General features: G+C 47.8%; 10 protein-coding genes and 1 other RNA gene. 2 read left to right on the plus strand and 9 right to left on the minus strand.

Features of this window, described 5'->3' with window-relative positions; translation table 11 throughout:
• Positions 1 to 152: 152 nt before the first annotated feature.
• The 5 genes from ACKPCD_RS10730 to ACKPCD_RS10750 form a co-directional block, all read right to left on the minus strand.
• Positions 153 to 353: a cold-shock protein gene (locus ACKPCD_RS10730; RefSeq protein ID WP_068561095.1), complete on the minus strand. Its 201-nt coding sequence runs from the start codon at positions 351 to 353 to the stop codon at positions 153 to 155.
• 216 nt (positions 354 to 569) lie between these two features.
• Positions 570 to 770, minus strand: coding sequence for a hypothetical protein (locus tag ACKPCD_RS10735; protein WP_086988176.1), 201 nt, complete (start codon positions 768 to 770; stop codon positions 570 to 572).
• Between the two features lie 255 nt (positions 771 to 1,025).
• Positions 1,026 to 2,771, minus strand: coding sequence for a PHB depolymerase family esterase (locus tag ACKPCD_RS10740; RefSeq protein ID WP_321433185.1), 1,746 nt, complete (start codon positions 2,769 to 2,771; stop codon positions 1,026 to 1,028).
• Between the two features lie 31 nt (positions 2,772 to 2,802).
• Positions 2,803 to 5,214, minus strand: a complete 2,412-nt coding sequence (locus ACKPCD_RS10745; protein WP_321433186.1) for a family 78 glycoside hydrolase catalytic domain — start codon at positions 5,212 to 5,214, stop codon at positions 2,803 to 2,805.
• Positions 5,215 to 6,555, minus strand: a complete 1,341-nt coding sequence (locus ACKPCD_RS10750; RefSeq protein WP_321433187.1) for a PTS sugar transporter subunit IIC — start codon at positions 6,553 to 6,555, stop codon at positions 5,215 to 5,217.
• A gap of 186 nt (positions 6,556 to 6,741) precedes the next feature.
• Between ACKPCD_RS10750 and ACKPCD_RS10755 the strand changes: the two genes are divergently transcribed.
• On the plus strand, positions 6,742 to 7,776 hold the full coding sequence (locus tag ACKPCD_RS10755) for an AraC family transcriptional regulator (protein ID WP_321433188.1): 1,035 nt from the start codon (positions 6,742 to 6,744) through the stop codon (positions 7,774 to 7,776).
• Positions 7,777 to 7,846: 70 nt separating this feature from the next.
• Here ACKPCD_RS10755 and ACKPCD_RS10760 read toward each other — a convergent pair whose 3' ends face one another.
• On the minus strand, positions 7,847 to 8,056 hold the full coding sequence (locus tag ACKPCD_RS10760) for a hypothetical protein (protein WP_321433189.1): 210 nt from the start codon (positions 8,054 to 8,056) through the stop codon (positions 7,847 to 7,849).
• Between the two features lie 53 nt (positions 8,057 to 8,109).
• Positions 8,110 to 8,724: a YdhK family protein gene (locus ACKPCD_RS10765; protein ID WP_321433190.1), complete on the minus strand. Its 615-nt coding sequence runs from the start codon at positions 8,722 to 8,724 to the stop codon at positions 8,110 to 8,112.
• Positions 8,725 to 8,989: 265 nt separating this feature from the next.
• Here ACKPCD_RS10765 and ssrA point away from each other — a divergent pair.
• Positions 8,990 to 9,355: a transfer-messenger RNA gene (ssrA, locus tag ACKPCD_RS10770) on the plus strand.
• A 280-nt stretch (positions 9,356 to 9,635) separates the two neighbouring features.
• Here ssrA and carB read toward each other — a convergent pair.
• Entirely contained in the window at positions 9,636 to 12,827 is a 3,192-nt protein-coding gene (carB, locus tag ACKPCD_RS10775) for a carbamoyl-phosphate synthase large subunit (RefSeq protein WP_321433191.1), read from the minus strand.
• Complete coding sequence (carA, locus tag ACKPCD_RS10780; protein ID WP_321433192.1) at positions 12,820 to 13,920, minus strand: glutamine-hydrolyzing carbamoyl-phosphate synthase small subunit; 1,101 nt, start codon at positions 13,918 to 13,920, stop codon at positions 12,820 to 12,822. Before carA ends, carB begins: the two co-directional genes overlap by 8 nt.
• Between the last annotated feature and the right edge of the window lie 186 nt (positions 13,921 to 14,106).

Raw genomic sequence — 14,106 nt, forward strand, 5'->3', positions numbered from 1 at the left:
AATCATTTTTTTGCACGTAATAATAATTCCTATATGCGCTTACTGCAATCATATCATAAATCTTCATAACCGGATAAGGCTCTGTACCCATCGAACAAATGCAAAAAAAAGAACCTGATCCGAAGATCAGATTCCTAAAAGTTTAATTTGAATTAAGCTTTAACAACGTTAGTTGCTTGAGGTCCACGGTTACCTTCTTCTACGCTGAAAGTTACTGCTTGGCCTTCTTCTAAAGATTTGAAACCTTCAGATTGGATAGCTGAGAAATGTACGAATACATCGTCTCCGTTTTCGCGTTCGATAAAACCAAAACCTTTTTCTGCGTTAAACCATTTTACTGTACCTTGTTCCATAATTGAAAATCCTCCTCGTGCGTCTTGCACTTTATGATACATTGTTGCTAACGTTACGAATCGGAATGTTTTGAAACAATTCTTTTCTGCGCTTCACAAAATGTTAAAGTCATTGTACCATGTATTTTTGGATTGTGCAAGCCCTATCTTGTATTCGTATGATAACTAATTGCAGAAAAAGAGAAGCAATCACTGCTGGATTGCTTCTCTCATAGATTATTTATTTTCTTTATCGAGAATTTCGGATATTTTTCTGTCGACATAATTTAAGCCCATGCTCATGAAATATTCAGCCAGCTCTTCATCGCTGATATTTTTCACTTCGTAGCCGCCCTGTTTTCTTTTTGCGGCATAGCCTTTTCTCATTTTTTCCAGCATATCTTCGGGTAGCTCCACTTGAAATTTCTTCATTGTCATCGCAACCGCCTCCTATGTCATTGTCAGCCTGAACGATCGGATAAGATACTGGTTCTTCCGCATTGATCAGGTAACGCTTTCATTATACCCTTCTTTTCAAAATATATACAGAATTTTGTGCAAGAAGCAGCAATATAATCGATGACTGTTATTCTAATATAGAAAAACCTTGAAAGAAAAGGTATAAATCCAATCCCTTCAAGGGTTCCCCCTTTGGTTTTCTATTCAAATAAGAAAAGATATTACTTCAGCCAGTTATTTTTCCGGACTGTTGATGATCAGTGCTCCGTTCTCGGTATTTCTCTGGTAATCCTGGAAGAAGTCCCAGATGAATGCCGCTTCCGGTTTGTAGTTCCAATGCGCCAGATCTTTTACGGCCGCCAACTTCATCATGACGCCGCTCTGATTCGACAACGTACCTGTCAGCATCTGTTTTTCGCCGAGTGTCGTCCATTCCTGATTGTCCAACGCCACACCGTAGAATTCGTTCAACGACATGTCGTACTGCGGCGCTGCCTCAAGCTTGTTGATTTTTTGGTAAGCTTGGATGAACGGGAACATGTCGACGTTCGGGTCATTTTGGAAAATGCCCGGTGTGCCGAATTGGCCGGAACCGTCCACAGGGATCATCTGGAAATTATCGTGATTGCCGCAGATGTAAAGATACGGCACTTCAGGCCCAGCATAGGTTTCCGCGATTGCGGTGAGTTCCTGTTTATCGACGCCCGGTGCCGATACAGCTGCCACAGCCGCGAAAACGCCCGGATATTTGACGCCCATCAGGGTAGCTTTGGAGCCGCCTGCCGACAAGCCGGTCAGGTAGATCCGCGAAGGGTCGATCTGCGGATATTTTTCTTTCAGATTCTCGACCAGATTCAGGACACCCTCTTCACCCAAACCTTCAACGCCACCGAAATTCACTTCTTTGTCTTGCCATTCCGGGGAAACGACGATCAGATTTTCTTCCACAGCCAACTCGGTCAGACCGCTGGCATCACCCTGCAGTCTTGGATCGTTCGCAAATCCGTGGAGCGTCACGATCAACGGCACGGTTTTTTCATCCTGCCCCATTGTTGCTTCAGGAATGTATTCGTACCAGTTATACGCACCCTCCCCGTTGACAGGCTCAGCTATCATCTGATTATAGGTGATTCCAAGTTCCTCAAAGTCGGGAACCCCAACAAACGGGTAAGGCTCTGTGTATTTGCTGACGTCAGCCATGTAAAACTCAGTCAGTTCGTTATGCATCCGGTAATTTTTCGAGAAGACATGCTCCCAAGCGTTGGCATACGCTTCCTGAACGGTTTCTTCTTCCGCATTCACGACGACTTGCTGGAACTCATTATCCTGATTTTGGTAAATGGCCAGATCATCCTCTTCCAGCTGCTCTTCGGCTGCATTGGCCGAGATGTAGAAGTCCGTTACAGCTTCTCCGGCATTGCTGAGGTATACGGGAACTGGCGTCGTCGAGGTGCTGTCAGCTTCGACATCCCCGCCGTACAGCATCATCCCTGCGATCGGATAGCTTTTCTTCGCCAGATAGTTATTGGCGAAGGTCGCACCTTCATCCAGCGCGATCACTTTGACGTTCTTCACCGGCGCTTTCGCCAACAATTTGATGAAGGCTTCCGCATCCTCCGCTTGATACCCCTCCATATCCAGAGGATTGATCACGTAGGCCTGCCCTGCCCATTGCTGGACATCCGGCAACAATCCGATTTCGGCCAACAGTTCTTCTGCTTCCTCCTCAGTCTTTTGGCCTGCGTAGATGTAGAAGGTCGGCGTCAGCACATCCGAGCGTGAACTTGCGAAGCCATCCTTCATGGCATCGTACGTAAAATAATGCAGTTGTGAAGCTTCATCCGTTTCCGTCTCTTCTAACGTGATGCCTGTTACCGGTGAACTTGCGACTGATTCCGCTGTTTCGGAGGGAGCCGCGCAGGCCCCAAGGTTCAGCAAGGCCAGCATCATTGCCGCTTGACCGATTTTTTTGATATTCATAATTTTGCCTCCATTATTTTGAAATGGTTGTTCAAGCATTTCCCCATCTTACGGCTTCGATCGGATCAGCAATCTGGAGCGACAGCTTGATTGTTTCGCGACCGTCTCCAGAAGCAGTTATCTCTTTGTTGATGATTCGATACGCGTACCCTAATCGGAAATCGTAGTCCATTGATTCAGGCAGCGTCACGCTGTACATAAAACTATTAGCATCGGTCCGTACCCACTGCGCTTCAATTTCCCCTTGCGCAGTGAGGAGTGAACCATTCATTTCCGTCAGATCTGTTGCGAAATAAGGCGCCAATTGAATACTGCAATCTTTTTTGACGGAGATGCCGACCAGCTTTTCCATCATCCAAACCGTGTATGAGGAGAACATCGCATGGTTCAAGGAACCTTGCACCTTGTTCGTGCCGCTCTGCAGCGGGAAATACTCACTCAAGGTCTGGTTGCCGTTCGTCAGCATGCTAAGATAATTCGGTTCCTGGCGGCGGGACAGCCAATTGCAGATCAAATCGTCCTCACCGAGCTCGGAAAGGATGGTGTATGCCCATGACATCCCGAAAATGCCGAAGCGAAAAACGCCATCTTCTTTCTGAATTCGTTCGATCAGGTTCCTTTCAAGCTGATGCTTTTCAGCTTCATTTCTATGCAATCCCGCCTTCAAAGCGAAGATTGTGCTTGATTGCGTACCTGAGGAAAAACTGCCGTCCTCATTGCGGAACAGATCGATGATTGCACTTCTGGCTTCCACGATGCGCAATTCCAAGGTTTCCATCATCGTTTCAGAAACATTGTGTGCAGCAAACAACGCTTTGTATTCCTCCAAAAGGATCAGATACATGCTGGCCGAACAGAATTCCTGATCCGGCGATACGATGCGCCTATTCTGGATGGCGGCATCGACGGACCCCCAATCGCCCAAACAGCAGTAACGGATATAGTCGAAATCAAAAGCCAGCAGATATTCCAGATGCTTCAACAATTCAGGCAGATGTTCTTGCACAAAGGCAGTATCTTGATAATACTGCCCGATTCTAGAGGCAAGCACCGGGAAAACCAGCTGCCAGCCCAAGGAGCCAGCCCCGTTGGAAGTCCCGTTCGTCATGATGCCGACGTAAGGGGCTGTCTGCGGAATCCCGCCTTCCGGTGTCTGATCATGAGCGAAATCCATAAAGACTTTCTTCAGCAGCTTGTGCATATCGTGGCTGTAGAGCTGCGAATCGATCAGGGCGACGATATCCCCGCCATAACCGAAACGTTCCCTTGTGCAATCTTCGAAGTAGGAATGGATATTGTTCAAGCGGGTATTCTGCGCCGCTTCCCACAAACGGTTCAACTCATCCGAAGATGAATGGAACTTGCTCACAGAAGCAAGGTCTGTGTGCAGGCTGTAAGCCCGGACGTTCGAAAGCAACTCCTCAAACGAGCCTGTGTCCGGTTCTGTCTTCACTAGAACATAGCGGAAGGAGTGATAGCAGAACTGATTTTCATATTGGAAGATTTCTTGTTCAGTTTTTTTGATGACGTCTTTCTGGATGATCGGATCGCCCGCGTTTATGCCATGCGCCTCATCCGTCACGCCGTAGGTTCCACTGATGCTGGAATCAAAACTAAGGGTGCCATCAGCGTTCAGTTCCTCGGCGTACAGGAACGTAACCTGACCCAGATAATCGGCGGCGATATCGCAAAGGAAATGCCCGGACAGGATCGTCCCGAAATCGATCAGGATGCCTTCATTTGCAGAATGGTTCGCGACCACGGCAGGAAGGTACTGTTTCTGCCTCTTGATCTTGGGAATGAAACTGGGTGTCAAATTCCCGCCCGGTCCAGCGATTTTTACAGTCTTCTGTCGAGTGGCTGCCCCCGTGATGTCATCCGTCACCGTTTCACCGATATAGAGATTATTGAACAGATAGTTGCCTGGCTTGCTTTCCCAGCTCGAATCCGATTCGATCACGATTTTTTCATCTGAAGCAGTCGTGATCGTCAGTTGACTGATCAGGCAAGGCTTGCCGACAGCGAGCTGCTTGCGCACATTGTATTTCCCCAAAATCGTGATGGGAGCCGCATTGTACCAACCATTCGCCAGTTCCACCGACAGCTTGTTGCTGCCCTGTTTCAAATAATTTCTGATGTCATAGGTGTCATAATAGACCGTTTTGTCGTAATTCGTCACATCGTTGTTCAAGTAGGCATCAGAAATCCGCTGCCCATTGACGTACAAGGTGTAATAACCCAAGCCGCATATATCAATCAGGGCTTCTGTGATTTCATCTGGGATGTCGAACGTCTTTTCAAGAATGATGTTAGGCCGTTCATTCAGAAATTCTGCTTCTTTTTCAAGCGGATTGTCCAACCGTGTAATCCAGCTGGCCTGACCCAAACTGGCGCTCAATGGTTGGACCCTTCCGTTTAACGTTAGTTGATCCGTTGCGGTCATTTAACGGATTCCTTCAGCTTCCTGTACAGCCGCATCCGAACCTGTGCTGTCCATTTCTTTTTCCTCTTTGTACAGTTCTTTGTCTGCCATCCGTACGAAAGGAATCCAAACAATTGTTGTGATTGCGATCAGGGCAATCTGCAGAAGTGACCCTCTGATGCTGCCGGTCACGAAGTATCCGCTGATGATCGGTGGCGTTGTCCATGGAATCTGCGCCAAACCTGTCGGAAGCGGCACTAAGCCTAGCGCGAAAACGACATAAGCGATGACAGTCGAAATGGCATTCGAGAAGATGAACGGGATGAAGTACAAGAAATTCAGCATCAATGGGATACCGAACAACGCTGGTTCGCCGATATTGAACATGTAAGGTACGCTTGAGATTTTTCCGACTTCTTTGTATTGTCTGCTCTTCGCCACAATAAGGATCGCGATGACGGCGCCGACGACACCGATAGATGCAAAATGACTTCGGAAGCTCATACTGATAATGTTCGGCGGGATTGCCCCTGCCAATGAAGCCACTTTGTTTTGATCTTCTAAAACTTGGTGGATCGGATCCATTACAGCTTGGATGATCGAGCCACCGTGCAAGCCAAAGAACCACAGGAATTGTTCGAAAATTTTGACGACGACCAAGCCGCCGATCGAGCCGCCTAGGTAAGTCAATGGTTTGCCTAATGTGCCGTTGATCAATGTCAAGGCATCACTCTTCAGCAGCAGCTCGATGATCAAACGGATGATGAAGAAGGTAGTGACCACGATAAAGGATGGAATGACCGATTCGAATGGTCCAGCTACTGCGGGCGGTACGGATTCCGGCAATTTGATTTTGATTCCCTTTTCTTCGATTTTTTTGTAGATGATGGTGCTGAACATGCCGACCAAGATGGACAGGAACATGGATTGTGCACTGATCTTTGTGATGTTCAGAAAATCGATGCCTTCGATGTTATCCAGCGGCGTCAGCAAAAGGAAGGAAACGACTGCTGTAATGATGCATTGCAGCACGTTGGTTTCCAGCTTATCCGCCAAGGATTTCGCCATGGAAATCACGACAATCAAGCCGCCTACCGCCAATGTTGCGTTGTTCACATACAATAACTTCGACTGCCATACGAATGCATTTTCTGTTCCTAACACCATCGTAATAAAGTCAGTAACCTGAGTAATCGGGAAAAAGGCAATAATCAAAAAGATCGATGCGATAAAAGTAAAGGGCATGTATGCCAGCATAGCGTCCCTGACGGAAGTCAGGTAAATGTTGTTGTTCACCTTGGTGGCGAAAGGTCCAACTGTGTTTTGAATCTTGTCGCTGAGGGACATTTTTTCAGTATTCATGAATTTTCCTCCTATATTTGATGCTTCTGTGCAAAGTACTATGTCGGGCGAATCATATTGACTAAATTTATCATCCGGATTATCATTATGATATCGCTAACAAGTACATCTTAACGGATAGAACGTAATTTATTAATATCATATTCTTACGACATGATTAACCATTTCTTACCTGAAGGAGATTCCATGGATAAAGCACAGATTCGTGAAAAACTATTCACCCATACAAAAACGGAGACACATTTGCTGCAGAAAAAAAGCGAACCCCAGTCCAATTTCGTTGAAAAATTTGATTTCTATTTGAACGATGATGGCGAACGGATCTATCGCTATACATTCGAAAAGCATCTGGAAAGCGCAAGGGAAAAACAAAATGAACGCGCTGCTTTTATCGAAGGCAGCCAGCTGCTGATTCTGAAGCACGCGCGCTTTTCCTATACCCCGTTGCACGTCCATGATTTCATCGAAATGAACTACGTCTATTCAGGCAATATAGATATTATAATCGATGGGACAGAAGTTTCATTAAAGGAAGGTGATTTTTGCATTTTGGACACCGGCGTTTGCCATCGGATCCTGGAAACGGGCGAAAATGATATTTTGATCAACTTCTTGATGAGGAAGGAGTACTTCTCTACCCACATGTTGAGCCGGCTGGCCTCAAACAGCATCATCACCCAGTTTGCCGTCAATGCCCTTTCAAAAACACAGAAGCATGACCGCTATCTTCTTTTCAACACAACGAACAGCGAATTTTTGATCGATGCCATCGAGGGCATGCTCGCCAATTATTACGAGCCGTCATCCTATTCAAAAGATGTGACCGATGCTTACATGATCATCCTCTTTTCCGAGCTGTTGAAGGCATTTCAACAGAAACAATCCAGCGATCATCGCAAAGCGGATCATTCCTACATCGGCGATATCCTGCTATTCATCGAAAAGAATTATCAGGACTGTAGCCTGCAGCTGATCGCGGATACCTTTAAGTTCAATCCGAGTTACCTGAGCCGATTCATTAAGAGCCAGACCGGAAAATCCTATGTTGCCTTGGTTCAGGAACTGCGCCTTAACAATGCCTGCATCCTGCTGAAGAATACCGATATGCCGATAGAAAGCATCAGCGAACAGATAGGCTACAGGAATGTCACTTTCTTTTATCAAAAATTCAAACAAGCCTACGCTATGACGCCGCACGAATACAGGATGAACGTGAATTGAGCGAGCATTTTTGCACTAAACAAAAAATGACCGCTTTCCGGTTAAGGAAACGATCATTTTTATTGTTGGTTTATTTTCTTTTTTTGAACAGATCCCAAATCGAGAACGTGGCTTTTTTATATATTCGGTTGTAGGCCGTCCTTTTGGCGTCGCGGATCAGGCCCATTCCTTGTTTGCCATAGAACGGATTGGTTTTCCGTTTGAACGCACGCTTCATCTTCCCGGTTGTCCTAGCCTTCAATGCGCGTTTCAGACTCGGTTTGCGCATACCGAATTTCATTACGACCCTTCCTTTCTTAGAGGCAGGAATATTTCTGGATGTTCGAATGTTAGTCACGGCGCTTCAACTGGTGCAAGTTCCTGTTCGATCACCCACTTGTGATTTTTGATCGTTTCCCCAGTGACAGTATCTGTATAATCCACCATATAGACTGTGGTCATTTCAGCGGCATCAATAGTCGCAGTGGCGCCGTTCATGCCTTCCATGTGCTCAGCTCCCAACATCACTTCGCTGCCGACGCCGAATGGATCCGTTCCGGCGTCCATGATTTCTTCCTGGATCACCCATTGATGGTTCTCCACTCTCGGGTCTCCATTGGTTGGATCATAGGAAACTTCATAGGCAACCGTGTCGAAGGCTCCAACGATTGTCGCTTCCGCACCTTTCATGCCTTCCATATGCCCCGCCTGCATGAGGACGGAATCGCCAACTTTATAACTAGGATTCTGCGCTTCCATCAACCCTTCCGGAATTACACCGGAATCGTCATGGACCATATCTCCCATGCCTTCCGAACTACTGGTGGAAGACTCCTCAGACATGCTTTCCATCGAAACGCTTTCAGATCCCACAGAAGCTTCCTCCGTAGTGGTGTCCGTTGAACAAGCTGCCAATAATACAGTAGCCGATAGACTGAACAAACTCAATACTATTTTTCTTCGTATCATCTCTATCCATCCTTTCTTAATGGGAGTGCTTGTCGCTTAGTTACAGTGTACTGAAAGTGACTACGCAATTCAAAGGATAGCCCTTTCAGAAAAAATGCCGCGCTAAGCATTAAGCTTAAGAACACCTTCGCTCCGGTTCTGAACAACTTTGCAATTCCTTATTTGCTTGCGGCACGCTGCAAAAATATTTTGTGCATAATCCTTGCTTTTTGGTATGGATGACGTATAATATGAAATGCAAGATAACTCTGTGCATTCCCATTAAGGGGACGTTACGGATTCGACAGGTATAGGTCGAGCTTTTGATGCGCTCCGTAGGTTACGTCTACGCTAAAACGTTACAGTTAAATACAACTGACAAAACACAAAACAACACTTTAGCTTTCGCTGCTTAATTGTAGCTAGCTAAGATCCTCCTGGTATCGCCCATGTACTCAGATCAGGGTCTCAATGATGTGGGATACGCTGTGACCTTCCATCTGGAGGAATCAGAAGAGATCAATCAGATTAGCCAACAATAATGCCTGTTAAACGGCTAGTTCAAGGCGAATTCCAAATAGTTTAACTATGAGCGTAGATTTGGAAGTGCCGATATGCTTGGACACGGGTTCGACTCCCGTCGTCTCCATACTAGTATGAGGCAAACACCCCACAGACATGCCGACATGAAGCGATTCATTCGACAGTCTACGGGGTGTTTTTTTGTCGTTGTGCGGATTTTTTGGTTTGCCTGACCGATTGGGTAGACTGTCGGGTGTTCGGATCACCGCGCTGCGCTGACAACCGACAGTTCGTCTCTGTCTCGGGTGTTCGGATCACCGTCCTGGTCTAACGACCGACACAAACAAAACAAAGAAAAGAGAAGCGGCCGCCTCCAATGAGGTACCCGCTTCTCTTTTCTGCTTTATAGCTTATTTACTCATATCTTCCAATTGGAAATGGATGGTTTCCATTGCTTGCAGCAAAGCTTCTGCTGTATCCAATGAAGTCAAACATGGGATGTTGTTTTCGACTGCTTCACGGCGGATCAGGAATCCGTCGGTCTCGCTTGTCTTACCTTCCGTCATTGTATTGATGACCAGATTGATACGACCATCACGGATAGCGTCAAGAATGTCGTTGCTGTTCTCATTGATTTTTTCAATGACGTCGACTTTGATTCCTTCCGCTTCCAAAGCTTTACCGGTACCTGTCGTAGCAACGATATGGTAGCCTAACGAAATCAAACGTTTCGCCAATGGAATGACTTCTGCTTTGTCTTTATCCGATACCGTCATCAACGCTGTGCCGTAGTCAGGTACGTGCACGCCGGATGCGATGAAGCCTTTATACAAAGCTTTAGGCAAGTTGACATCTTTACCGATGATTTCTCCGGTAGACTTCATTTCAGGTCCCAGAACCGTGTCGACTTTCTTCAGTTTGCTGAAACTGAAGACTGGCATCTTCACGTATACGCCGGATTTCGACGGAACCAGACCTGTCTTGTAACCCATATCCTTCAGTTTCAGTCCCAGAATTCCTTTTGTGGCTAACTTCGCCATCGGAATGCCGGTTACTTTGCTCAAGAACGGGATTGTCCGGCTCGCGCGCGGATTCACTTCGATAATGTAGACGACACCGTTGCTGATGACGAACTGGATGTTCACCAAACCGATGGTGTTCAGCCCTTGCGCCACGCGGATTGTGTAATCTTCAATCGTTTGGATCAGTTCAGCCGACAGATTCTGCGGCGGGTAAACAGCGATCGAGTCGCCCGAGTGGACGCCGGCGCGTTCGATGTGTTCCATGATGCCCGGGATCAGGACGGTTTCGCCGTCGCAGATCGCATCGACTTCCAGCTCTTGTCCGATCAGGTAATGATCGACCAGGACCGGCCGTTCGGGACTGGCCACGACCGCTTCGCGCATGTATTTCTCCAAATCGTCTTGGTTGTAGACGATCTGCATCGCCCGGCCGCCCAATACGTAGGACGGACGCACCAGGACCGGATAGCCGATTTCGTCGGCAACTGCGACCGCTTCTTCAACGGTCACGGCTGTTTTGCCGGGTGCCTGCGGGATATCCAAGTCGCGCAACAACTGTTCGAACAGTTTACGGTCTTCGGCACGGTCCAGATCTTCCAGGCTCGTGCCCAGGATCTTCACGCCGTGTTTGACCAATTTGTCGGCCAGATTGATGGCCGTTTGGCCACCGAACTGCACAACGACGCCCAACGGTTGTTCCAGGTCGATGATCGCCATCACGTCTTCTTCGGTCAGCGGTTCGAAATACAGCTTGTCGGAGATCGAGAAGTCTGTCGAAACGGTTTCCGGGTTGTTGTTGACGACGATCGCTTCATAGCCGGCTTCCTGGATTGCCCAGACCGCATGCACAGTCGCGTAGTCGAACTCGACCCCTTGGCCGATACGAATCGGACCGGAACCCAAGACGATGACTTTTTCGCGGTCGCTCGGGAATGATTCCTGTTCCATCTCATACGTGCTGTAGAAGTAAGGTGTGAAGGATTCGAATTCACCCGCACACGTATCCACCATCTTGAAGACAGGAACGATGCCGTTGGCTTTGCGCAACGCGTAGATGTCTTCCGAAGCCATGCCCCACAATTCCGCGATGATTTCATCGCTGAAGCCGTATTTCTTCGCTTCGCGCAGGATCTCAAGGTCTTTCGGTTCGGCTGCCGCCACTTCCTTCTCCAAGTCGATGATGTGCTTGAATTTGTAAAGGAAGAAGTAGTCGATTTCGCTCCATTCGTGGATCGTTTCCGGTGTCACGCCGCGGCGCAACGCTTCTCCCAGATAGAAAAGACGTTCGTCGCAAGCAACGCGGATATTCTGTTCGATTTCTTCCATCGTCACAGTCTGGCCTTGGTCTTTCGGCAATGCCAGATGGTTGACGCCGTATTCCAAAGAACGGACGGCTTTCAGCATCGATTCCTCGAACGTATGGCCCATGGCCATAACTTCGCCTGTAGCTTTCATCTGTGTTCCGAGGGTACGGTCGCCCTTTTCGAATTTATCGAACGGGAAACGCGGGATTTTGGATACGATGTAATCCAAAGCCGGTTCGAAAGCCGCGTAAGACGTGCCGGTTACCGGGTTCTTCATTTCATCCAAGGTCAAGCCGACAGCGATCTTCGCCGCCATCTTCGCGATCGGATAACCGGTCGCTTTACTCGCCAAAGCCGAAGAACGGCTGACGCGCGGGTTCACTTCGATGATGTAGTAGTCGAACGAGTACGGATCCAATGCCAACTGGACATTGCAGCCGCCTTCGATTTTCAAGGCGCGGATGATCTGCAGGGAGACATCGCGCAGCATTTGGTATTCTTTGTCAGACAAGGTCTGGGAAGGCGCCACGACGATGGAATCGCCTGTGTGGACGCCGACCGGATCGATGTTTTCCATGTTGCAGACGACGATGGCGTTGTCGTTGCTGTCGCGCATTACTTCATATTCGATTTCCTTGAAACCGGCAATCGATTTCTCCAACAGACATTGTGTCACTGGTGAGTAGCGCAAGCCGTTGGCCACGATTTCGCGCAGATCGGCTTCATTATGACAGATGCCGCCGCCGGTGCCGCCCATTGTGAAGGCTGGACGGACGATCAACGGATAACCGATTTCCGCTGCGAAAGCCAGAGCTTCCGCCACCGTGTGGATGATATCACTCTCAGGAACCGGCTGATTCAATTCTGCCATCAATTGACGGAACAGATCACGGTCTTCAGCTTGTTGGATGGAACTCAATTTTGTTCCCAACAACTCGACATTGAATTCTTCCAATACGCCTGCTTTATCCAATTCCACAGCCATATTCAAGCCGGTCTGGCCGCCCAAAGTCGGCAATAAGGCATCCGGGCGCTCTTTGCGGATGATGTTCGTGATGAATTCTACAGAGAGTGGCTCCATGTAGACTTTATCGGCGATCTCAACGTCCGTCATGATTGTAGCAGGATTGGAGTTGACCAAAATGACTTTGTATCCTTCTTCTCTTAAAGCCAAGCATGCTTGCGTTCCGGCATAGTCAAATTCTGCGGCTTGACCGATGATGATGGGGCCAGAGCCGATCACTAAGATGGATTGAATGTCGGTACGTTTAGGCATGTTGTTTTCCTCCTTGGACTGCTTTCATCATATCTACAAAATGATCGAACAAGTAATTGGCATCGTGCGGTCCGGGCGCTGCTTCCGGATGGTATTGAACCGAGAAGACTGGTTTGGTTTTGTGTTTGACGCCTTCGTTCGTGCCGTCGTTCAGGGCGCGGTGGGTTGCGACCAAGTCGGTTTGGCTCAGGCTTTCTTCATTCACGGCATAGCCATGATTTTGGCTCGTCAAGCTGATTTTGCCGGTTGCAAGATCCTTCACCGGATGATTTGCGCCGCGGTGACCGAATTTCATTTTGTAGGTTGTCGCACCACCAGCCAATGAGATCAACTGGTGGCCTAAGCAGATACCGAACATCGGCAGGTTTTCCTGCGCGATCAATTGCTTGATCGTTTCGATTGCTTCAGGAACGGATGTCGGATCTCCAGGTCCGTTGCTCAACATAATGCCGTCCGGATTGTAGGCCAGGATTTCGTCTGCGCTTGTGTTCCAAGGCGCCAGAATGACTTCGCAGCCTCTTTTCAATAATTCTGCAAGGATGTTGTCTTTGAAGCCGAAGTCTAGCAAGACGACACGCGGACCTTCTCCTGCATATTTTTTGATTTCTTTTGTCGAATTCATTTGGATTTCGTCAACCGGTAATTCGTAGGCTTTCAACGATGCGACAATCTCATCCAAGTTGTCCGCATTATTTACCATTGTGCCGCGCATTACGCCGGCATTGCGGATTTTTTTGGTGATGCTGCGTGTGTCCACGCCGTAGATTCCTGGTACATCAAAGCCCTTCAAAGCTTCATCCAATGTTTTGGTGGAACGGAAGTTGCTTGGATGTTCCGCCACTTCATGCACGACCATCCCTTTCAAGCCTGGGTGCACACCTTCATAGTCGTCTACGTTGATGCCATAGTTACCGATCAACGGATACGTGAAAGTGATGATCTGGCCTGTGTAGGAAGGGTCGGACAAAGTTTCTTGGTAACCTGTCATCCCTGTGTTGAATACGATCTCCCCGATTGCATCCTTTTCTGATCCGAAAGCATATCCTGGATAGCAGCTGCCATCTTCTAAAACTAAAAATCTACGTTGTTTCATGTTCTTCCTCCTGATTTCTGATTGACAAGGTTCATACCTCACGCTTGCATGAAAAATAGGAAAATGTAAAAAAAACACACCTATTATTGGGCGTGTTTCAACGGTTGTTTACATTAATCGTTTCACATGCCTTGTTAGCCTCTCTGTGCTAATTTAAAGACGTTCTAGCCACGCTGTATCCCGTAC

It is taken from the genome of Trichococcus flocculiformis, from assembly GCF_963662535.1.
GTDB lineage: Bacteria > Bacillota > Bacilli > Lactobacillales > Aerococcaceae > Trichococcus > Trichococcus flocculiformis.

Bases quoted from the DNA above. Each gene is read 5' to 3' on its own strand.
- ACKPCD_RS10730 (WP_068561095.1), bottom strand. From the start codon at position 353: ATGGAACAAGGTACAGTAAAATGGTTTAACGCAGAAAAAGGTTTTGGT.
- ACKPCD_RS10735 (WP_086988176.1), bottom strand. From the start codon at position 770: ATGACAATGAAGAAATTTCAAGTGGAGCTACCCGAAGATATGCTGGAA.
- ACKPCD_RS10740 (WP_321433185.1), bottom strand. From the start codon at position 2,771: ATGAATATCAAAAAAATCGGTCAAGCGGCAATGATGCTGGCCTTGCTG.
- ACKPCD_RS10745 (WP_321433186.1), bottom strand. From the start codon at position 5,214: ATGACCGCAACGGATCAACTAACGTTAAACGGAAGGGTCCAACCATTG.
- ACKPCD_RS10750 (WP_321433187.1), bottom strand. From the start codon at position 6,555: ATGAATACTGAAAAAATGTCCCTCAGCGACAAGATTCAAAACACAGTT.
- ACKPCD_RS10755 (WP_321433188.1), top strand. From the start codon at position 6,742: ATGGATAAAGCACAGATTCGTGAAAAACTATTCACCCATACAAAAACG.
- ACKPCD_RS10760 (WP_321433189.1), bottom strand. From the start codon at position 8,056: ATGAAATTCGGTATGCGCAAACCGAGTCTGAAACGCGCATTGAAGGCT.
- ACKPCD_RS10765 (WP_321433190.1), bottom strand. From the start codon at position 8,724: ATGATACGAAGAAAAATAGTATTGAGTTTGTTCAGTCTATCGGCTACT.
- carB (WP_321433191.1), bottom strand. From the start codon at position 12,827: ATGCCTAAACGTACCGACATTCAATCCATCTTAGTGATCGGCTCTGGC.
- carA (WP_321433192.1), bottom strand. From the start codon at position 13,920: ATGAAACAACGTAGATTTTTAGTTTTAGAAGATGGCAGCTGCTATCCA.